Origin of the sequence: Pseudoalteromonas sp. KG3 (assembly GCF_030436385.1) — a bacterium.
Lineage (GTDB): Bacteria > Pseudomonadota > Gammaproteobacteria > Enterobacterales > Alteromonadaceae > Pseudoalteromonas > Pseudoalteromonas prydzensis.
The window spans coordinates 1,993,292-2,014,712 of sequence record NZ_CP098523.1 but is presented as its reverse complement, the minus strand read 5'-3'; the positions used below and the strand labels follow the sequence as shown (position 1 = coordinate 2,014,712).

The 21,421-nt window shown below is 41.1% G+C and carries 21 protein-coding genes; 9 read left to right on the top strand and 12 right to left on the bottom strand.

Annotated elements, in window-relative coordinates:
- From NDQ71_RS09545 to lpxC, 4 genes are all read left to right on the top strand, one after another.
- On the top strand, positions 1-780 hold the full coding sequence (locus tag NDQ71_RS09545; RefSeq protein ID WP_192541142.1) for a cell division protein FtsQ/DivIB: 780 nt from the start codon (positions 1-3) through the stop codon (positions 778-780).
- On the top strand, positions 777-2,009 hold the full coding sequence (gene ftsA, locus NDQ71_RS09540) for a cell division protein FtsA (RefSeq protein ID WP_016709472.1): 1,233 nt from the start codon (positions 777-779) through the stop codon (positions 2,007-2,009). The genes NDQ71_RS09545 and ftsA overlap by 4 nt, the downstream gene beginning before the upstream one ends.
- 21 nt (positions 2,010-2,030) lie before the next feature.
- The gene (gene ftsZ, locus NDQ71_RS09535) at positions 2,031-3,275 is read left to right on the top strand and encodes a cell division protein FtsZ (protein ID WP_064667867.1); all 1,245 of its coding nucleotides are present in this window, start codon (positions 2,031-2,033) and stop codon (positions 3,273-3,275) included.
- Between the two features lie 104 nt (positions 3,276-3,379).
- Positions 3,380-4,291, top strand: a complete 912-nt coding sequence (gene lpxC / locus NDQ71_RS09530; protein WP_016709470.1) for a UDP-3-O-acyl-N-acetylglucosamine deacetylase — start codon at positions 3,380-3,382, stop codon at positions 4,289-4,291.
- Between the two features lie 62 nt (positions 4,292-4,353).
- Here lpxC and yjjG read toward each other — a convergent pair whose 3' ends face one another.
- The 3 genes from yjjG to NDQ71_RS09515 all read right to left on the bottom strand — a co-directional run bounded on the left by yjjG (position 4,354) and on the right by NDQ71_RS09515 (position 6,540).
- Positions 4,354-5,028 carry a pyrimidine 5'-nucleotidase gene (gene yjjG, locus NDQ71_RS09525; protein ID WP_192541141.1) on the bottom strand — a complete coding sequence of 225 codons (675 nt, stop codon included), beginning with the start codon at positions 5,026-5,028 and terminating at the stop codon, positions 4,354-4,356.
- The gene (yjjX, locus tag NDQ71_RS09520) at positions 5,028-5,573 is read right to left on the bottom strand and encodes an inosine/xanthosine triphosphatase (RefSeq protein ID WP_064667869.1); all 546 of its coding nucleotides are present in this window, start codon (positions 5,571-5,573) and stop codon (positions 5,028-5,030) included. The genes yjjG and yjjX overlap by 1 nt, the downstream gene beginning before the upstream one ends.
- Before the next feature lie 67 nt (positions 5,574-5,640).
- Positions 5,641-6,540, bottom strand: coding sequence for a phosphoribulokinase (locus NDQ71_RS09515; RefSeq protein ID WP_016709467.1), 900 nt, complete (start codon positions 6,538-6,540; stop codon positions 5,641-5,643).
- A 128-nt stretch (positions 6,541-6,668) separates the two neighbouring features.
- On the opposite strand from NDQ71_RS09515, the gene NDQ71_RS09510 reads away from it, so the two are divergent.
- Together NDQ71_RS09510 and NDQ71_RS09505 are read left to right on the top strand one after the other, a co-directional pair.
- Positions 6,669-7,538: a hypothetical protein gene (locus NDQ71_RS09510; RefSeq protein ID WP_192541140.1), complete on the top strand. Its 870-nt coding sequence runs from the start codon at positions 6,669-6,671 to the stop codon at positions 7,536-7,538.
- 71 nt (positions 7,539-7,609) lie between these two features.
- Positions 7,610-7,975, top strand: coding sequence for a hypothetical protein (locus tag NDQ71_RS09505; protein ID WP_192541139.1), 366 nt, complete (start codon positions 7,610-7,612; stop codon positions 7,973-7,975).
- 327 nt (positions 7,976-8,302) lie between these two features.
- Here the strand turns inward: NDQ71_RS09505 and NDQ71_RS09500 are convergent, their stop codons facing one another.
- The 7 genes from NDQ71_RS09500 to NDQ71_RS09470 form a co-directional block, all read right to left on the bottom strand.
- Positions 8,303-10,873 carry a M1 family metallopeptidase gene (locus NDQ71_RS09500; RefSeq protein ID WP_192541138.1) on the bottom strand — a complete coding sequence of 857 codons (2,571 nt, stop codon included), beginning with the start codon at positions 10,871-10,873 and terminating at the stop codon, positions 8,303-8,305.
- A 199-nt stretch (positions 10,874-11,072) separates the two neighbouring features.
- The gene (locus tag NDQ71_RS09495) at positions 11,073-11,753 is read right to left on the bottom strand and encodes a hypothetical protein (RefSeq protein WP_192541137.1); all 681 of its coding nucleotides are present in this window, start codon (positions 11,751-11,753) and stop codon (positions 11,073-11,075) included.
- Between the two features lie 77 nt (positions 11,754-11,830).
- A complete protein-coding gene (locus tag NDQ71_RS09490; RefSeq protein ID WP_064667874.1) occupies positions 11,831-12,181 on the bottom strand; it encodes a DUF2750 domain-containing protein in 351 nt (116 codons plus the stop codon).
- Between the two features lie 17 nt (positions 12,182-12,198).
- Positions 12,199-12,777, bottom strand: coding sequence for a glutathione S-transferase family protein (locus NDQ71_RS09485; RefSeq protein WP_192541136.1), 579 nt, complete (start codon positions 12,775-12,777; stop codon positions 12,199-12,201).
- 69 nt (positions 12,778-12,846) lie between these two features.
- Positions 12,847-13,128 (bottom strand): peptidylprolyl isomerase, encoded by a 282-nt coding sequence (locus NDQ71_RS09480; RefSeq protein WP_192541135.1) that lies wholly within the window; start codon positions 13,126-13,128, stop codon positions 12,847-12,849.
- Positions 13,129-13,212: 84 nt separating this feature from the next.
- Entirely contained in the window at positions 13,213-13,782 is a 570-nt protein-coding gene (locus tag NDQ71_RS09475) for a glutathione peroxidase (RefSeq protein ID WP_192541134.1), read from the bottom strand.
- Positions 13,783-13,829: 47 nt separating this feature from the next.
- Positions 13,830-14,966, bottom strand: coding sequence for an ISAs1 family transposase (locus NDQ71_RS09470; protein WP_024602346.1), 1,137 nt, complete (start codon positions 14,964-14,966; stop codon positions 13,830-13,832).
- A gap of 176 nt (positions 14,967-15,142) precedes the next feature.
- On the opposite strand from NDQ71_RS09470, the gene NDQ71_RS09465 reads away from it, so the two are divergent.
- From NDQ71_RS09465 to NDQ71_RS09455, 3 genes are all read left to right on the top strand, one after another.
- The gene (locus NDQ71_RS09465; RefSeq protein ID WP_192541133.1) at positions 15,143-15,631 is read left to right on the top strand and encodes a GNAT family N-acetyltransferase; all 489 of its coding nucleotides are present in this window, start codon (positions 15,143-15,145) and stop codon (positions 15,629-15,631) included.
- 146 nt (positions 15,632-15,777) lie between these two features.
- On the top strand, positions 15,778-17,694 hold the full coding sequence (locus NDQ71_RS09460; RefSeq protein ID WP_192541159.1) for an ATP-binding protein: 1,917 nt from the start codon (positions 15,778-15,780) through the stop codon (positions 17,692-17,694).
- Positions 17,695-17,773: 79 nt separating this feature from the next.
- Positions 17,774-18,904 (top strand): PleD family two-component system response regulator, encoded by a 1,131-nt coding sequence (locus tag NDQ71_RS09455; protein WP_301561520.1) that lies wholly within the window; start codon positions 17,774-17,776, stop codon positions 18,902-18,904.
- Between the two features lie 38 nt (positions 18,905-18,942).
- On the opposite strand, the gene queG is transcribed toward NDQ71_RS09455, so the two are convergent.
- Positions 18,943-20,076, bottom strand: coding sequence for a tRNA epoxyqueuosine(34) reductase QueG (gene queG / locus NDQ71_RS09450; protein ID WP_192541131.1), 1,134 nt, complete (start codon positions 20,074-20,076; stop codon positions 18,943-18,945).
- Positions 20,077-20,147: 71 nt separating this feature from the next.
- Positions 20,148-21,365, bottom strand: a complete 1,218-nt coding sequence (locus NDQ71_RS09445) for a methyl-accepting chemotaxis protein (protein WP_064667881.1) — start codon at positions 21,363-21,365, stop codon at positions 20,148-20,150.
- Between the last annotated feature and the right edge of the window lie 56 nt (positions 21,366-21,421).

Sequence of the window (21,421 nt, the reverse complement as noted above, 5' to 3'; positions counted from 1 at the left end):
ATGCATCCCTTTTTGGAAAAAGCGCAACAATTAAAACAGCAATTAAATTGGTCGCTGATTTTTGGAGTGAGTTTTTTTCTGGTGGTGGTTTTTAGCATAGTGCAGATCACCAGTGGCGTTAGGCAGTGGTTGGTTGAAAATAAAGACGCACAAATAAAGCATTTAGCGGTATTAGGCAAACCTCAATATACTGATGAAAAAGCGATTATTAGTGCGATTAAAAAAGCCGACTTATCGAGTTTTTTTGATTTAGATGTAAAAAAAATACAGCATCTAGTTCAGGACTTGCCATGGGTTGCAACGGCATCAGTGCGTAAACAGTGGCCAGATACATTACAAGTGTATGTGGTTGAACATCACGCAGTGGCTATTTGGAACAGTGATTTATTACTGAACCAAAGCGGTGAAGTGTTTGAAGCCAGTAGCGATAAGCTCTCGGAGCAATTACCACAGCTTTATGGCCCTGAAGGTAGCGAGCTTGAAGCATGGGGCGCCTTTAAGCAGTTTGATGGCATGCTTAAAGTGAACAATTTGAAGTTAACGAGCTTGGCATTGTCGGAGCGATTTTCATGGCAATTATGGCTTGATAACGGTATTCGCCTTAAATTAGGGCGTAAAGAGAAAGCTAAGCGGGTACAGCGGTTTATCGATGTTTACCCGCGGATGGAAAAACGTGCAGATGTACAAGTAGATGTAGTGGATTTACGGTATGATACCGGCCTTGCGGTGAGCTGGAAGCTCCTGGAAGAAGCGCAATTACAAAATAAGAGTAAGGCATGACTAAGTCAGCAGAAAGAAACCTCGTGATTGGATTAGACGTTGGCACCTCAAAAGTGGTGGCCACGGTTGGTGAAATCACCGCAGATAACAAACTCAGCATTGTTGGGGTTGGCAGCCAAGTATCCCATGGTATGGATAAGGGCGGCGTAAACGACCTTAATTTGGTGTCTGAGTCTATTCGTCGTGCAATCGATGAAGCAGAGCTTATGGCCGATTGTCGTATTAGCTCCGTGTATTTGGGGATTTCGGGTAAACATATTCAATGTCAAAACGAAAGTGGTGTGGTGGCAATCAATAACACCGAAGTCACCGACGAAGATATTGAGAATGTAATTCATATTGCTCGTTCAGTACCGGTATCAGCTGAGCGAAAAATGCTGCATGCGCTACCGCAGGAATACAGTATTGATATGCAAGAAGGAATTAAAAACCCGCGTGGTATGAGTGGCGTACGAATGGAAGCCCGTGCTCATATCATTACTTGCTCAAACGATATGGCGAAAAACATTGAAAAATGCGTAGAGCGTTGTGGTCTTGAAGTTGATCAACTGATTTTCACTGCGCTTGCTTCATGCTATTCGGTTTTAACCGATGATGAGAAAGAGCTCGGTGTTGCGGTACTCGATATCGGCGGCGGCACTATGGATATCACCATTTATATTAATGGTGCGTTGCGTCATTCTGCTGTAATTCCTGTTGCGGGTAATCAAGTGACTGGCGACATTGCAAAAATATTTCGTACACCGATATCACATGCTGAATCACTCAAGGTACAATACGCGTGTGCAAGCAGCCAAATGGCTAGCAGCGAAGAAACAATAGAAGTACCAAGTGTTGGCGGTAGACCTGCGCGATTAATGTCGCGTCATACCTTATCAGAGGTGGTTGAACCGCGTTTTAGAGAATTATTTGAACTGGCGATGGAAGAAATTCATCGTTCAGGGTTAGCAGACCAAATTGCAGCAGGACTCGTCATTACTGGCGGTAGTGCTAAAATGGCTGGCGCAATGGAAGTGGCTGAAGACATTTTCCAAATGCCAGTGAGAATAGGCAAGCCAATCGGGATGGTTGGTTTGACAGATTATGTAGATGACCCTTCATATGCAACGGCGGTGGGCTTATTACAGTATGGCCGCACAATGCAATCGATGAATGCACAAAAATCGAAACCTGAGGGCGATAACAATTGGTGGAACCGTATTACGAAGTGGTTCCAAGGCGAGTTTTAATACTCAAGTCGGAGAGTAAATATGTTTGATATGATGGAACAACACAGCGAAGAAGCTGTCATAAAAGTAATAGGCGTGGGCGGTGGCGGCGGTAACGCAGTCGAGCACATGGTTAAGCAACAAATTGAAGGTGTGCGTTTTATTGCAGCCAATACGGATGCGCAAGCATTACGTAATTCATCGGCAGATATTACTGTACAACTAGGCACGCAGATCACCTCAGGTTTAGGTGCAGGGGCAAACCCAGAAGTTGGCCGTAATTCAGCTGAAGAAGATGCAGATACTATTCGTTCTAGCCTAGAAGGTGCTGATATGGTATTTATCGCCGCAGGTATGGGCGGTGGTACAGGTACTGGTGCTGCACCTGTGGTTGCAAAGATAGCCAAAGAGTTAGGCATTCTAACTGTAGCTGTAGTAACGCGCCCGTTTGATTTTGAAGGTAAAAAGCGTGCAGCAGCGGCTGAACAAGGTATTAACGAATTGTCAGAAATTGTTGATTCGCTTATTACAATTCCTAACAATAAATTGCTTAAAGTATTAGGCAAAGGGACTACACTATTAGATGCGTTCGCGAAAGCGAATGATGTGCTATTTGGTGCGGTACAAGGTATTGCGGAATTGATCACTCGTTCTGGTCTGATCAACGTGGATTTCGCCGACGTACGTACAGTAATGTCAGCAATGGGTACTGCTATGATGGGCACAGCGTCAGCGTCTGGTCCTGATCGTGCACAAGAAGCAGCAGAAGCAGCTATCTCAAGCCCATTACTTGAAGACGTTGATTTAACAGGTGCTAAAGGTATCTTGGTTAATATCACCGCGGGTATGGATATTGCGATTGAAGAGTTTGAAATTGTTGGTAACCACGTTAAAGCATTAGCGTCAGAAAACGCGACAGTTGTTGTGGGTGCCGTGATTGACCCTGAAATGACTGATGAACTACGTGTAACGGTTGTTGCTACTGGCTTAGGTGGCGATCGTCGTCCACAGTTTGGCATTGTTGATAACGGCTTTAAAAAAGCATCAGGTTCTGATGTAAGCGGTTCAGCAGGCCAAACAAGCAGTATGTATGTGCCAAGTTTTGCCAGCCAAGGTAGCAGCGAAGAAGTAACCGCAGCCCCAAGTGTTGAAAAACATGAGCAAAGCATGACAACGCAAAGCAATAGTGGTTTATCAAAAACTAGCGAAAGCAGTAAGAAGTCTGATAAATCAGAAGGTGGCGATTATTTCGACATCCCTGCGTTTTTAAGAAAACAGGCTGATTAAGCAAATAAATAAAATTATTTTGCTTGAAAAGTAATCGAATTTGGCAGCTGGTCGTATATGTGATACAATCGGTAGTCTAACTGTAACTATAAGTGAGCGAAGCTATGATTAAACAGCGTACGATTGCAGAAATAGTCAAAGCCATAGGAATTGGACTTCATAAAGGTGAGAAGGTCACAATAACTCTCCGACCTGCGAGCGCAAATACTGGGATTGTATTTCGTCGTGTCGACCTTGATCCGGTTGTTGATTTTGAAACAACGCCTGAAGCCGTTGGCGATACGCAATTGTGTACCTGTTTAACCAACAAAGATGGCGTTCGCTTATCTACAACTGAGCACCTTATTGCTGCGGTAGCGGCAATGGGTATTGATAATCTGATCGTTGAATTAGATAGCTCAGAAGTGCCAATTATGGATGGTAGTGCATTACCATTTATATATTTGTTACAAAAAGGCGGCATTGCAGAGCAAAATGCGGCTAAGCGCTTTATTCGTATTAAAGAAAAAGTACGTATTGAAGAAGGTGATAAATGGGCCGAGATCGAACCATATGATGGTTTCCATATCGACTTTGAAATTGCTTTTGACCACCCGGCAATAAATGAAAGCCGCCAACGTATCGGTTTAGATATCACGGCACAAAGCTTCACTGAAGAAATTAGCCGCGCACGTACTTTCGGTTTTATGAAAGATATTGAATACATGCATGCAAATAACCTAGCTTTAGGTGGCAGCATGGACAACGCTGTTGTATTGGATGAGTTTAAAGTGCTTAATCCTAATGGCCTGCGCTATAGCGATGAGTTTGTTAAGCATAAGATCTTAGACTGTGTTGGTGACATGTTTATGACAGGTCATAACATTTTAGGCAAAATTACTGCCTATAAGTCAGGTCATGACTTAAACAACAAGTTACTTCGTAAAATTATGGCAACAGAGTCAGCATGGGAATGGGCTACATTCGATACCCCAGTTACTATGCCAGCACCGGGCCTAGAGGTAGCGACAGCTTAATCGCAACCGCTTATAACAGTTACAAAAAATGACGCTAACCAGCGTCATTTTTTTTGCTTTTTCTACAAGCCTAAAAGCCTTTGCAATTGCACTAGTTCAGTTACTTGGTAGGTTGGTTTTATACCCGCAGGTAACTCTACATTAGGGTGCTGTAACCAACAGCTATCAATACCTGCATTTTGTGCACCGAGTATATCGCTGCTTGCAGTATCACCAACCATTAAAATTTTTGCTTTATCTGGGTTACCCATCAAATCAAATGTATGCTGAAAAATTTCTAGCGCAGGTTTTGCTATCCCTACTTGCTCTGAGATTACCAGCCAATCAAACATATCTTTTAACCCCGTGTGCGCTAAGCGACGAGCTTGTAGCTGGGTAAAACCATTAGTAATGATACCAAGCTTTGCATGAGGTTTTAGCTTTGTCAGCAGCTCTACAGCGCCTGGTAAAAGCTGGCAGATTTCAGCCATGGCAGTTAAAAAATCATCATTGAGCTGTTGTGCGGGGACCCCTAGTTTAGCAGCCCACTCGCTAAAGCGAGTTATTTGTAAGTGCGACGCTGTTATTTTATTGTCTTGATAGGCAAGCCACAGTGATTTATTGGTTAGTTGATAATGCTGGTAATCACTTTCTGTAAAGTCCACGGCGTAATTGGTGAACATTCTTTTTAAGCCTGCATAGGCATTGAAGCTGAATAAGGTTTCATCGGCGTCAAATAGTACATGGGTATACTTCATTAAACTTCCTTAGCATAAAGTGCAGGATGCAAAAAAGGCGCCATGGCAAGTGTGAGTGCTTGGGTGTAGGTACTTTCGCGGGTAGCATGATGATTGGTTAATAAGCCTATTGCTCCACCTTGCTGTTTGATGTTGCTGGTATTAAATGCATTATCCATCACATCACCAAGCTCTTTACCTTGTAATAACGCGTTATACAGACTTAGTGGTAAAGGCAGGTTACTGCTGCGGCCAATTACGCGCTGCTGGTTATTGGCAATCACCACAAATGCAAAGGTTGCAGGGCCATAACTAAACTGCTCAGCACCACCTTCCATTGCTACGTAAAAATCGGCTTGGTGATACTGTTGGCAATACAGTACACGGTTTTCTGCGCCAATACGGGTTTCGTCTTCACCGATAGGCTGATCTGGTACTTGAGAAGGGGCATCAACCCCTTGGCAATCAATGGTCATAGCAGGGTAATAGAGGGAGAAAATACTGCGGGCAGCATTTATTTTTACCGGATTTTTGGAACCGACGAGAATGCGTAATGTCTCTGTCATGCTGACATCTCCTTTTATGATGAAGTCAGCAGTTTACATAAGCTATGTATTTCAGCAAGGGTATTTCTTAAATAGGCAAGTCAACTGGGGCTAATTCAGCAAGTGCGCGCTTTTTAAGAATAATATCTTTGATAAGAGGGGTTAGTACTAACTCCATGGCGAGTCCCATTTTTCCGCCTGGAACCACCAAGGTGTTGATCCGCGACATAAAGCTGCCTTCAATCATACGTAGGTAATACGGGAAGTCGACGTCATCTATACCACGAAAGCGAATAACCACAAAGCTTTCATCAAGGGACGGAATATCTTTGGCGCTAAATGGATTAGACGTATCAACTGTTGGTACACGTTGAAAGTTTATATGCGTGCGTGAGAACTGTGGCGTAATATGATTAATGTAATCATCCATACTGCGCACTATTGAGCCCATTACGGCTTCTCGAGAGTGACCACGTTCAGAGGTGTCACGGATCAGCTTTTGGATCCACTCAAGGTTAATAATTGGCACCATGCCAATGAGTAAGTCGACATGTTTTGCGACATCATGATCTTCATCGACAACGCCGCCATGCAGTCCTTCGTAGAATAAGATATCAGTACTTGCTTCTAATTCTTGCCATGGTGTAAAGGTACCAGGTAGTTGATTATATGGTACGGCTTCATCAAAAGTGTGCAAATAACGACGTAACTTACCAGCGCCGGTATCGCCATAAGTGCTAAATAAGCTTTCAAGCGCGCCAAAGTCATTCGCTTCACGACCAAAGTAACTTATGTGCTTTCCTTCTTGTTGTGCTTCGCGAACTTTTTTATCCATCTCAGGGCGAGTATAGCGATGAAAGCTGTCGCCTTCTATAAATGCGGCCTCAATATTAAGACTACGAAATATATGCTTAATAGCACTTGTCGTGGTGGTAGTACCTGCACCAGATGAACCAGTGATCGCAATAATAGGATGTTTAGCTGACATAATTGTTCTCGTTTTAAGTAGCTCTGTAGTTATAAGGCGAAGTGAGGGGGTAGGTCAAGTGACATATCGTTGGGTATAACCATAAAATAGCGCTATTATATGCTCGATAAAAATAATTAGAGAATGATATGAAATTGATTTCACCATGGTTAAGTCTAGTTGCCACTCTTGTTACTATCCCTCATACGGCTTTGGCTGCGATGCCAAAGAGTGAAATTCTGCTTGCTAAACTTAACACGGAATACGGGTTACAAGTAAGCCGTATAACTAATAATGATGTTTATAATAACCAACCGTTACTTACTCAAAGCGGTATTTATTTCACTAAAGAAGTGCTTACCGATGGGCAAAGCCAAACCGATCTGGCTTTTTATGATTTTAGCAATCAGCAAGTTGTAGACATAACAAATACACCTGTCAGTGAATACTCGCCAACGTTAACCCCAACTGGTAATGCACTTTCAGCAATCGTGGTTGAGGCTGATGGAAAGCAAAAATTATGGCAATACCCGTTTGATCATAACATAACACCGAGTCGTATTTTTGAGTGGATAGAGCCGGTTGGTTACCATGCTTGGGGAACTAAAAATGACATGGTAATGTTTATTTTAGGTGAACCTCATACCTTACAATATACTCAGGTAGCTGCAGCGAAGCCGAAAGTGGTTGCTGAGCATATTGGCCGTACGTTGACATATAATCATGCATTAGCTGCCTATATATTTAGTTATAACAAAGCACAACAGCACTGGTTAGCCAGTTATGATCCGCAAGAGAATACCGTTACTGATTTGTTTCGTTTACCGCAGCATGTACAAGATTACGCATTTAAAGATACTAATACGGTTATTTATGCTGTAGATAATCGTGTTTACCAACGTCAGTTAAATAATCCAGAACAGGTTTCACTGTGGCTTGATTTAACGCCTTACTGCGATAGTAATATTACCCGTATGAGTTATTTGAATGACCAGCTTGCCTTTGTATGTGCTAAATAAGATAAAACTTTGCAAGAACTTAGCTGTACTGTAGTTTACAGCTAACAGCCTAATGAGAAATAAGGATAACCATGTCAGCTAGTCCAGAGCAAATCAATGAGCAACTAATAGCATCAGAGTGCCGCAGTAATTTTAAAATTAAAAATATCACTGAATACATGTTACCTAAATCAAAAGAAGCTATTTATTTGCATATAGAAGGGGGGCAAGCTAAGTTAGTACTTCGTCCTGCTTTAGAAGTTTTTAGTGATGATTTTAATAAAATAGAAGGCGTTAGCCGCATCGCTGATTTTTTTCATAGTAGTGAAATGACTCGCTTTCCAACTCGTATATTTAAAAGCACCAACCCAATTCATTATGGTATTGGTTTTAAGATGACTAGCGTTGAAGGCGCTAAAGACTTTATCACATCGCTGATTAAGATTATCAACGGCTAGGTTACAGTTAAGCAATATAAAAAACGGCAAGTCACTGGCTTGCCGTTTTTGTTGTTGATATATACCCAAGCCACCTCAAGATGCGAGTTTCAGTTGGAATTAAAAGCGATTTAGGCAAGGCATTGATTGCAAAGAATGGTGATTCCCTTGTTAAAATCAATAACGCAGTATAAATCGCTTTTAAACCAACCCCTTGGGCGTTTCACAGGCACTTACTCTCATCGTTGTTCCTTCTTAAAAGGGACTGCCATTCTTGCAAAGTAACGCCTTGATATTAAGCACCTGTGAAACGCTGAATTCTGCATCTTGAGATGGTTTGGGTATAAATTAACGTTTTAAGAAGCTATTAACAGAATCTAATTCACGTTCCTTAAGTGAAATACAATTATTCACGCTTTCTTCAAGTTTGCTTAATGTACGCGCATAACCTGGTTCGTCAGCAATTTTACTCATAAAGAAGCTTTGTGTTTTTGCTAAGCTGCTAGCGCTACAACCTGAGGTTGTAAAGTAAGGCAGATTAGGCACAAAGAATGGTGGCAAGTTGGCCGCTACTTTATCGTAATTCTCATATACCCAATTGATAAATAAGCTTTCACGAGGTTTGCTATACATCTGACCTGACATGATCGTACGCATGTCAGATGCCGTGACGTCGTCAGTTAAGCTGTAATTTAATACCTTAGTTTGCAATTCTGCTTTACCAAAGTAACTCATAGCCTCGAGCATTTTAGTGCGCACTTGCGGATCTTTAGTGGTTTTAAAGGTATTTATATAGGCATCAAGTAAGTTTTGGTCACCATGAAATGCCGCTAAGTTTAAGTAAGTTGACGCTAAATATGGATCAACTTTTTCAGGATTATTTAAGTAAACTCGCGCTTGTGCTTTGGCGGTGTTTATAACGCTTTTGTCTTCACCATCAAAGCCTAAACGTGTCACTACTTGCGTACGTAATTGCGAGATTGCCGCATCTTCATCTACTTTTGCAGTTAAACCATACTGTTTTGCTGCAGGCATGATGCTTTTACGAATAAACTCAGGCCATAGGTCTTGGTTGCTTTCATCTTCAAAAGTACGTTTTTGTGCAGCTAAATAGCCAAGCGCAGTGTTGGCAACGCGAGGATGTTTATCGCTAACGAATACTTCTAGGGTCTGCATTAAATGGGCTGCTGAAATAACACCGGCATCTAATAATGCATCAGCAGCTGACAGAAGCGCTAAACGCTCACGTACGCTGAGTGATTCGGCTGCATGATCAATTAATGAAGCAAACTGTTTATCATCCATTACCCAGCGGTAATAACCCAAAGCGCCTTGATCTGGATAAATCCACTCTGGCTCAAACTCAAGTTCAACCGTTTGCTTGGCTTTACTCAGTAATACATTAGCGGTTTTAACTTTGTCACCCGCACCGTATTTAATTGCCACAGGTACATTCCAAAGTTGCGCAGGCGCGTCAACTCCGGCATTTGTAAAGCGGCTTTGATCAATCGTCAGTGTTTTACCTTGCTGAGTTACTTTAACAAGCGGAAATGAAGACTGTTCGATGAACGATTTTAATACGCTTGCTACATCTTTGTTTGATGCTTTACCGAGTGCTTGCCATAAATCAGCCGCTTCAGCATTTTTATAGGAGAACTCTTTTAAATATGCTTGGATACCTTGTTGGAATGCTTCTTCGCCAATCCAGTTTTCAACCATCGCAAGCACTGAGCTTCCTTTGCTGTACGCAAGCCCTAAGCCATCCATAATATCAGCTTCAGTTTTGATCGGCTTACGAATTGGTTTAGTGCTTAAACGCGCATCTAATGCCATTACATTATTTTGCGGTAGGTCTAAATGTGACTCAAACTCAGGGTTTAGTTGCGCTGTTATTTTTGCCGCCATCCAACTTGCAAACGCTTCATTTAGCCATAAGTCATTCCACCATTTCATGGTGACTAAGTTACCGTACCATTGGTGAGCAAGCTCGTGGGCAATAATTGACACATTACGTTGCTTTTTACTGCGTGTAGCGGTGGCTAAATCAAGCAGTAAAATATCTTCACGGTAGGTCACTAAACCAGCATTTTCCATCGCGCCAAATGGAAACTCTGGCACGGCCACTGAATCTAGCTTTTTATATACGTATGGAATGCCAAAATAATCTTCAAGGGCCGCCAATACTTTTGGCATTGCTTGCTCGGCATATGCGCCTAAATGAATTTTACCTTGTGGGGTGATCACACGCCCAGGAATAGGCATGCCTTTGACTTCACGCTCTTCAAATGGACCCACAGCCATCGCCACTAAATACGATGGAATTGGCGGGGTCTTATCAAAGTAGTGGGTAGTCATTTCACCATTTTTAGTGGTTTTTAGTTCTGGGGTGTTGGCATACACTTTTTGTGAGCTAGGCGCTGTAATGGTGAGTTGAAATGGAATTTTATAGCTTGGCTCATCGAATACTGGGAAAGCTCGGCGCGCATCGCTCATTTCAAACTGAGTAAATAAGTAAGGCACACCTTGATCTAAGGTTTTATATAAACCAACACTTTGGCGGTTATAAGGTGCAGTAAAATCAACTTTTAGCGTGTATTTGCCGGGTTGAATTTGTTCTTCACAGCTGAACTTAACTTTGCCAGTTTTAAGCATCTCAGTGCTTAGAACACAGTTTTCATCACCTAATAATTTTGCCATTTGTGTTGCATAGTCAACACCGTTAAGCTCAATATAGTGAGTTGGTTTTAGTACTTCAAGGGCTATCTCGGTCATCCCTGAAAAACTATCTTGAGCAGGGTCGAGGGTTAAAGAAACGTGTTGTGAGCTTGGTTTGGCGAGTTTTTCGAGGACAAACTCATTAGCATGGGCTGAACTGACGGCAACGGCCACACTCAGAGTCAGTAGACTTTTTATAAACATAGGGCACCTGGATTTTTCTTGTTAGAAGTTATGTACCAAAGCTTTAAAAAGAGTACTTTGGTAGCGTCTTTTCCATCCTATCAGTTTTTTTATCTATGAGTAATACCAATCGTGTTAAGTTACTGACCATTTATAGCGCGCTAGAATGGTTAAATATTTAAGTCGATTGGTATAATGAGCTAGTTAGTAACAAAGTTTGTCAGACTGCGTGACGCTGTACAAAGCGCTGCCAGTGGAGCTGTGGATTAACCACACGAAGCTGTTGGATGATATGATTTAACTGCGGTACGTCGTTAAACTCTTGCGGCTCATATTCATTAAAGCCAAGTAGATAATTAAAGGCATCTTTATTATTTGCCTGTATGGCATAAATGCGAATTTGCTGTTCAAAGTTGAGCCTTAAGCTACTGACAGCTGTTTTCATACCGAGTTGATCAATGCTGGGGATATCACACTTTTGTAAGTAGCCGGCACGTTCTCCTTCACCAGAGAACCAAATGCGTACTTTTTCACTGTAACGACCAGACTTTGCAGGTAAGTCAAACAGTAAACGAGTGTGATTTTGTTGTTTAACAAAGGCGATATAGTCAGTTAAACCGGCATCAAATAGGGCTTGATGAATAGGCACAATACGCGGCTTTATTTTACCGTGGGTATGGAAGTGAAAGCAAAATAGCTGTTGGTGTTCAACAATGTCATCCAGTTGCAAATGACCAATTTCGTCACTGTAGGCACCGCTATAATAGGCGATTAATGGCAGCCAAAAGTGCCAGTGTTTTGCTTGTTCACGAGGGAGACGTTGATCACCATAAATATAGCCATGGTAAAGCGTATGTAATTCCATAGCGGAAAAAGGGCGACGACCAAGATGGGATTTCAACGTTATACTCTGAAAGTAAAGATATGCGCTAGTTTATAGCAAATAAACCAGCGCAGTAAAGCAATGTTAAATAATGCTTATTCGCTCAACGCGCGTGCTAATCCAACGGGTTCGATTTCAACACAGACTTGGTCGTCATTCCAATTTAGGCCAACCAGTGCATCATCTTCTTTTAGGTCTTCAACCCAGTCATCTAAAAATTCATCTAAGGTGATTTCAAGCGGACTATAATCAGCCCATTCTTCTTTACACTGAGCTTTTGCAGAGGCTTCACTTTCCCACAATAGGAGGACATCGGTGTTTTCAAATTGGTTAGAATCACATACCACAAAACCGCCATCTTCAGCACCTAGCGCCCATAGTTTCTCACTCAGACGTACTTTTTCAACAAAACTTACTAGTTCTGATTCTATTTCGATATCACTCATATGTTTACCCTTAAATGTTAATTACGCGGATCGGTTTGCTGCACTGCTTGTTGTTGAGCAAATGAATGATAAAACGCCATTAGCTCAGTATGTGCTGTGAGATCTGTTAACTCGCGGAAGCAAATCCAATCAAGTAAGCAGTATAAACTGATGCACAGGTATTCACAGCTTTTAAATTCTGCATCCGCTAAATGGTTATTTAAATAGCTTAATGTTTCAGCAATACGTTCATTTTGTAAATTAAAAAATAATTTATCATCCTGTGTATCGAATCCTGAACGCTGACAAAGTAATAGCTCAACGAGTGAATCATTGCATGCATTAATGATTGTTAGCAGATGCTCTTGTTGCCAATTCAGAGGTGTTTGATTGTGCTGTTCGAGCAAAAAGCGGATGATGTTATTTGAATCCGCCAAAGTTTGCTGCTGGGTGATTAGCACTGGAATTTTTCGGGCAGGATTATTTTGTATCATCAGCTGACGATCAGTGTCTGAAAAAATATCTAAGTTGATAAACTCAAGACTACATTGATTTAACAGCGCCCAAATACGAATGCGGCGCACAAATGGTGAGGTTGTTGAGCCTAATAATTGCATATGCTTACCTGTAAGATAAAAATAAAGCCGCATAGGCGGCTTTCATTTTGGTTAGTGATAAAACTAACGTTATTCTGAGCGGCTGGTTACTTCAAGTAAGTGGTAGCCAAACTGAGTTTGTACTGGACCTTGCACTTGATTTAGTGGTGCTGAAAATACCACTTTATCAAATTCAGGAACCATCATACCTGGGCCAAATTCACCTAGCGCGCCACCATCCTGACCTGAAGGGCAGTTAGAATGTGCTTTTGCTAATTCTGCAAAGTCTTCACCCTGTTCAATCTTGCTTTTTAAATCTAAACACTGCGCTTCGCTGTCTACTAGTATGTGTCTTGCACTTGCCACTGTCATAAAATCTCCCGTTTAAAGTGGTGTTTTTTTAATCAAACCTTCAGATATTCTAGTCTAATACTAACGTCTTGTACCAGTATTAATTTAAATATCTGAAAGAGCTTGTTCAACGGCTTTCACGATAGCGTCTGAATCTGGTTTGGCTTTGCTGTTAAAACGAGTTACTTGTTTACGATCTGCAGAGACTAGGTATTTGTAAAAGTTCCAATTAGGTGAACTGGTTTGGGCATTTAAATGCTGAAAAATAGGGTTCGCATCGCTACCGCGTACTTCGCTGGTAGCAAACATTGGGAAGGTTACACCATAATTGATAAAGCACACTTTCGCGGTGTCTTTTTCATCGTCTTCTTCTTGAAAGAAATCATCCGATGGAAACCCTAAAATCACTAAGCCTTGATCTTGGTATTTTTGATACAACGCCTCTAATCCTTCGAATTGCGGAGTAAAGCCACAATTGCTAGCGGTATTAACGATTAATAAAGGTTTGTTCTTAAACTGGCATAGATTAATGCTCTCTTTAGAGCGTAATTTACGCATACTGACATTAGTGAAGTCATCGCACTGCGCTGCGGCTTCAGCAGCCGGTGAACTGGTTTCAGCGTGAACATAGCTGCTACTAAATAATACGGTACAGAGTAATAATTTTTTAAACATAGCGATTCCTTAACTTGTTGTGGCTGATCACCCTAGATAGCACACGGCTAGCGCATTTTAATCCCAGATTCTAACAGGGTTGAGCGATAATCATCGTCTAGCCCTGCCATTTTCTTTTTTCTCGCCATACTGGCTGTTTTAGTTGTATCTTGTTTAAATAACGCCATGGCTATTTTTCTCATTACGTTAAAAACAAGGGGTCCTTGCTTCTTACGGATTCTTGATTCATCTTCCCTAAAGTTCATATCCAACATCCAATGCATACTTTCAACCTGCCAGTGGCTTCGTACCGCATTAAGTGCTTGCTCCGCACCTAACGCTAACGAACTAATATACCAACGCGTTTCTATCGTGTCTGTACCTGATGATTTATCGTGAACCTCAGCGGTTACTTGAATAACACTCTTTAAGCCAGACCATTGGTAGATTTTATCTAACCAGCTTTTATCAATAAGCAATTGCTGACAAACCCTTGTTTCAATGCGCCCATGCCCTGAGCTTATTTCGGTATGTTTATCATAGTTGCTATTGGTCAATCCTTCGCGCTCACTCTTGTGCCACCAAGCTTCTAATTCACTCTGCATACCTGAATGGTTACCTTTGAGCGCTAGGATATAATCAGCTTTTTGTTTAATTATTTGTTTCGCTATTTCTTGCTGGCAGCCCATAGCATCAAGTGTAATGATGCTATTTTCAATATCTAGCATGGTGAGTAACTCAGGTATGGCTGTGATTTCATTTGTTTTGCTATCAACGGCTGTTTGCCCTAAAACTAACTGGTGTTGGCAGCTCCATGCACTGACGGTATGTAAAGCACTTTTTCTATCTTTGGTTGTAAATGAACGACGTGCAGTTTTTCCATCCATAGCAATAATATCAGCACCCGTGGTTTCAATAAGTGAAGATATCCAAGATTGAAATGCATGCTCTATTTCATCTGATTTTAACCGACAAATGACACGGGCTATGGTGTCGTGTCTTGGAATACCCGCGTTGAAAGCGCCATATCTTTTTAACCAATCAAGTTTTAGATGCCCAAAGTCTTCAATATCCTCCCATCCTTGTGCACCGGAGATTACTGCACTAATGGCTAAAAGGAGAATATCGATAAGCTCATGCTTTTTACAGCGTTCAATGCGAGGATCGGTAATTGAATTAAAGTGTTTCAGAAAAGTAGCGCTCATATTTTACGTGACCAAGGTGATTATTATGCCTTGATCTGATCACTACATATTCTATAAGTTCAATTTATAATGATCTTGCCGTGCTAGATAGCACTCTACCGTTTATTTTTCAGTAGTGTGAGTGTAACTCATACGTTACTATGCAATGAATTGATCAATAACCACAAAAAAATTTAATGATAACTCGATTAGCGACTAGTAACGACTTACCGGCCATCGTTGCAATTTATAACGAAACCATTGCCAGCAGAATGGTCACCGCTGACACTGAAGAGGTGACAGTAGCACAAAAACAAAGTTGGTTTGACAGCCATACTCCGCTGCGCCCAATTTATGTGTATGAGCAAGATTCGAAAGTCGTTGCATGGCTAAGTTATAAGTCATTTTATGGTCGACCAGCTTATGATGGCACCGTTGAGATCAGTATTTATATTACAGGCAGTGCGCAAGGGCAAGGGCTAGGTAAGTACTTACTCGAATTTGCAGAAAAACAAGCCAAGCAACTTAATATTAAAGTGTTACTAGCCTTTATATTTAGTCACAATATCCCGAGTATTAAACTGTTTGAAGCGTTTGCGTATCAACAATGGGGAAAGTTGCCCGACGTGGCTATAATGGATGGTGATCACTACAGCTTAACAATATTGGGTAAGCATTTAGACTAGGGCGTTTTGGCGATACTACGAAAAAATTCTTTTTGATTATGTGAATACAGAAAACTTAGGCTACGCTTTTATCAGGTTAAGTGGATGAAAGTGTGGTCTTGTTAGTGCGGAAAATATTAATTGTTGATAGCAGTAGTGTTTTGGCAATGCGGATCAAGGTATTGCTAGAATTAATTGGCTGTGAAGTCGAATTAATTCATTTTTCAATGCTAAAAGAATGCACTGCATTTAATTCTTACGATTTAGTGGCTGTTGCACATGGTGTACCAGTTGCAATAGCCAGTTTATTAGTTGCAGAGGTAAGCTCAGAACATATTTTGCTGCTGGCACCTAAAGTTGAAAACAGTGAGCAATTATCTGCATTTAGTGAGCTAAACCGACTTGTACCAAATGCGATTGTAATTTACCCCTTCTTCGCAAATAAAGAAATTAGCACTTTACTGGAGAGCGTGTTAGAACTTGGCGCTGATAGCGCTTTACAGCTACCCACAGTGTTATTGGTTGATCATATCCCTGAGCGGCTTGAAAAAGTAGCGAGCAGTTTGTTAGGCGCTCATATCAAAACCATTACCGCCAATAGTATTAGCTCTGCGGTTAGTCAATCGCATGGGCATAAAATTGATCTGTTACTCAGTGATTTTAGCTTGCCTGATGGATCTGGTATCGAAGTATATGTCACACTCAAGGCTCACCACCCGCAATGCCGCTGTTTGCTTTTCACCTCCAAGCCAAATCAAGTATCAATGATTGAAGCAATTCGTCAAGGTGTTGAAGACGTATTAGTAAAGCCCATCAACGAAAACATGCTACTGCAATCGGTGCATAAGCTTTGGCAAACCGAGTTATTAAAGCGCCATAATATTGAGCTGGTTGAGCGTCTACAAGATACTGTTGATGCCCTCATTGAGAAAGATAGTTTGCTACGGGTTATTTATAAGCACACCCCTGATGCGATTATGCTATTTGAGCGAAATGGCAAAGTTATTGAAGCAAATGATGCTTGCTCAAAACTTTTTCGGTTATCTGCAAAAGAGCTTCAGGGCTGCTCTGTGTTTACTTTGTTAGATGCGATATCCGCTGAAAAAATAAAGGGGAAAATAGCGACGTTAAATCAAAATCGGCAATTTAGTTGTGATGTGTATTTGCCAATGGAAGAGGAAGATGGCATACCGCTAGTTGGCTCGTTTAATGAGATTGATCACCACGGCGAAATTGCTCTGGCGGTGATTTTTAAAAATGTTACCCACCTTAAACATAAAGAAGATCTATTACTTGAAGCAAAAGATATGCTTGAAGAGGAAGTAAGGGCGCGTACCTCACAGTTAGAGCATGCCAAAAATGTTGCTGAAGCGGCAAATCATAGTAAGTCAGAATTTCTTGCCAATATGTCCCATGAATTGCGTACCCCTATGCATTCAATCTTAAGTTTTGCCCGCTTTGGTTTGGATAAGCTTAGCAAAGGGGATATAGCGGTCGAAAAATTACAAAAATATTTGTCGCGGATCGAATGTAGTGGCGAACGGTTACTGTCATTACTTAATAACTTACTCGACTTATCGAAATTGGATGTGGGTAAATTTCCTTTTAATCCGTGCCCACATAACCTTAATAGTATTGTTAAAACCAGTATTGATGATGTATCAGGTACTGCGATGGAAAAAGAGGTTGAGGTACGGTTTTTACCACCAAAACCTCCAGTCATTATTGACTGTGATGAAGTACAAATAAGTCAGTTGTTACGAAATATATTAGGTAATGCATTAAAATTCAGTGAACTACATAGTCGCATTGAAGTAATTTTAACTAATCAGCAAGAGCAAGTCATTATTGAAGTGATCGACAGTGGCATCGGTATACCCGACGATGAACTTGAGCATGTATTTGCAAAATTTGTACAAAGCAGCAAAACAAATAGCGGGGCTGGTGGAACTGGGCTGGGTCTCGCTTTATGTCGTGAATTTGTAGCATTACATAATGGGGAAATTTCTGCTCATAATAATAGTTATGGAGGGACGACTATTCGTATCACTTTACCTGTTGAAATAAAAAATTCAGTTAAGTGAAATAAATTACTTAGTCGTACTGGTAAGTGTGTTGTTTACGACTAAACTATTAAAATTAATTATGAAATGGATGATTAAAATGCCTTTAACACGAATACTAGCTGTTGATGACGAGCCTTTTAATTTAGAAATTATAGAAGAGATATTGCTCGATCTTGAGTTTGAGTTGAAGATGGTTAATAGTGGGCCTGAATGCCTCGCTATAGTAGAAGGCTTTGCACCGCAGGTTATTTTGCTGGATGTTAGTATGCCACAAATGAACGGCTATGAGGTATGTCGAAAACTCAAAGAAAATCCCAGTACTGCTCATATTATAGTTATGTTTGTGTCAGCCAGAGGCACTGTCGAAGAGCGTATGGAAGGTTATTCTGTAGGTGGTGAAGATTACATTGTTAAGCCGTTTGGTCACGATGAACTGAGATCAAAATTGAAGATCTTGAATCAAGTTATCATTGATAAAGAGAATCTCGAACAGCAAGTTGAAGATGCTACCTCCACGGCGTTTAATGCCATGGCAAATAGCAGTGAAATGGGCCAAATCGTAAATTATATTGAAAATATAGGAACGATTAATAACACTAAAGCGCTCGGAGAGGCTTTAGTTCACTGTTTAAAATCGTTTGATCTACAAAGTAACGTTGAGTTTAGGGCAACTAGCGATGCACCGGAACATTTTGCTCTAAATGGTGCCTGTTCGCCAATTGTGATTGAGTTGTTTGATATGCTTAAACACAAGGGGCGATTGCATGAATTTTCTCATCGGATTTTAGTTAACTACGAATTGATCAGTTTATTGATTTTAAACATGCCAGATCATGATCCTGACAAACACGGACGAATTCGTGATCATGTTTGCTTTATTGTCAGTGTTACAGAGCAACAGCTACGAGCAATTATGACTCGTGCAGCTTTAGAGTCCCAACAAGCTAAGCTAAATGATGCGATCACTATGATTAATAGTAAATTTCATGGCTTAATTGAACTATTAAATGACAATCGCAAGAATAACGAAGCGGTATTTAAGCGCCTACAAGAAGAGCTTGAAGAGAGAATTCCTTCAATGGGACTTGATGAAGATCAGGAAGTGTTTATTTATCGCAAAGTCGATGAAACGATTCAAAACTCAGTGGCTCGAGAAGAGTCTGTTAAGGGCGTAAAAGCGGCATTTCATGAAATTGAGCAAGACCTATCTATTTTGTTGAAACAGTAACACCGTTACCACAAACTAGATGAGCAACAAATGTGAACTTACGCATCTCTTGGCAGGCCTTTTTCTACGATACGTATTAAGCGCGCAGTTTTTCGTAATAATTTTTCTTGTTTTGAATGTTGCTGTTCAAGTGCCCAATCAATATGCTCTTTTACCAACTCTGTTGAATCATCTCGGGTAGCGGTAAGTGCATCAACAATTGTTTGACTAAACTGGGCATTACCTAAACCTACGGCGATATTACGACGCCAGCGCTCATGGCCAATGCGGCGAATTGGACTGCCCTCGGTATTTTTTAAAAAGGTCGCTTCGTCCCAACTAAATAGTTCCAGTAGGTCTTTATCTTTTAATTGTTTACGTGGGTGAAAGTCTGCTTCATCAGTAATTTTCCCGTAGCGATTCCACGGACAGACAAGCTGGCAGTCATCGCAACCGTAAATACGATTGCCAAGTAATGGCCGATATTGTTCAGGAATAGGGCCTTGCAGCTCAATCGTTAAATAAGAGATGCACTTTCGAGCATCAACGACATAAGGCTCAACAATAGCACCTGTTGGGCATAACGTGATGCAAGCAACACATTTCCCGCAACCTTCAAATTCATTCGGTCTATCAATAGGCAGTGGAATATCAACAAATAGCTCACCTAAAAAGAACCAAGATCCGGCTTCTTTATTGATCAATAAACTGTGTTTTCCCTGCCAACCCAGTCCGGCTTTTTCAGCTAGTTGTCGCTCAAGCACGGGAGCTGAGTCAACAAAAGGGCGAAAGCCTAATTGATCAACATGCTGCTCTATTTTTTGACCAAGTTGTTTAATTCGATTACGCATTAGTTTGTGGTAATCACGGCCAAGTGCATAGCGGCTAATATACGCTTTATCGGTATTTTTAAGGGTTTTAGCAAAGCTTGCATCTGGGGGGAGGTAGTTCATTTTAACCGAAATGACGCGCACAGTGCCTGGTACCAGCTCGGCGGGGCGAGCGCGTTTCATGCCATGGGCGGCCATATAATCCATTTCACCGTGGTAGCCTAAGTCTAGCCAACGTTGTAGCTGAACTTCATGTTTGCTCAAGTCAATATCAGTAATACCCGCTTCACTAAAGCCAAGCTCTAAGGCCCACTTCTTTATTTCTAAAGCAAGTTGTTTGTAATCAGGGGATAGGCTAGTCACACGGGCACATCATGGTTAAAAAATCGCTGCGCAATTTAACACATTCAGCTATTAATATCACGCTTGCTACGTTAAACAAAACGCTTTAACTGTTGTTGAGTTTGTTTGCTCAACTGCTGCGATTGCTGGCAGTCGGCTAGTGCTATATCAATTTGTGACTTAGCTTGTGAGCCTAATTCCACAATCTGCTCAACTGATTGATGGGTTTGATGTTGCGTTTGTTCGAGTAAATGCACTGCACTGACAATTTGCTGTAATTGTTGTTGATTATGCTCAAACTCAATTAATCGCTCAGTAAAGCCATGAGAGGTATTGCTGATAGTGGTTTCTGCATTGTGGGAATAACTAACGAGCTGCTCTGATTCTTTATTTGTTTGGTTTACCAGTGAATCCATTTGATTGATAAAATCGCTGATCTGACGAGTTGCATCGCTTACTTTAACTGATAGTGTTCTTACTTCATCGGCTACAACAGCAAAACCACGACCAGCTTCACCAGCCCGAGCGGCTTCGATGGCTGCATTGAGTGCCAGCAGGTTCGTTTGATCTGAAAACTCTTCCACCATTTTTAAGATGCTACGAATATTGTCGCTGTTTTGTTTTAAACCTGAAATCGTCTCTGAGAAACTGCTTAACACCTGGCTAATCGATTTAACTTGGGCAACGAGTTCAGTTAATTCTTGCGCAGAGTGAGTTACAAAGTTTACATGCTCACTATTTACTTGATGAACACTATCGGTGTTGGTAACGATACTTTGCAAACTATCGGTTATTTGATTACTTGCAGCGGTAATTGTTTGGCTAAAATCGATTTGTTGCTCGCTTAATTGCGCCGTTTGTTGCATTGATACTGTCACTTGATTGTTACTTTGTGCGCTGGCTTGTGCACTTTGGTAGGTTGTCGCGAGTAATTGACTGAGATGATCAGTAAACGTATTGTATTGCTGGCTAATCTCACGAAACTCATCATAGGTAAAATGCGGGAGCTTGGCTGTTAAGTTGGCATCTTGGCTGTTAATTTGTACCAAAGTATCGCGCATTGCCGTAACCGGGCGAACAATTAAAAAACGCATATAAAACACAGTGAAAGCAAAGCCTGTAATTATAATTGCTGTAAGCAACCAGAATAATTGCGTATCAGCATTTTGTGAAGTAAGGCTTTTATATAACCAAATTAACGTAATAGCTTGAAAAGCAAAAACAAAGCTTAAGTTACCAATAATTTTACGCGTTAAAGTAAAAAAGAAGCTTTGTTCAATAAAGTTATAAATACGCATATACCCACTCATTAATCGCCCGCTTGGCTGTTGCATCAGTTTTACTCAGTATCGTTCAAATTCACTTT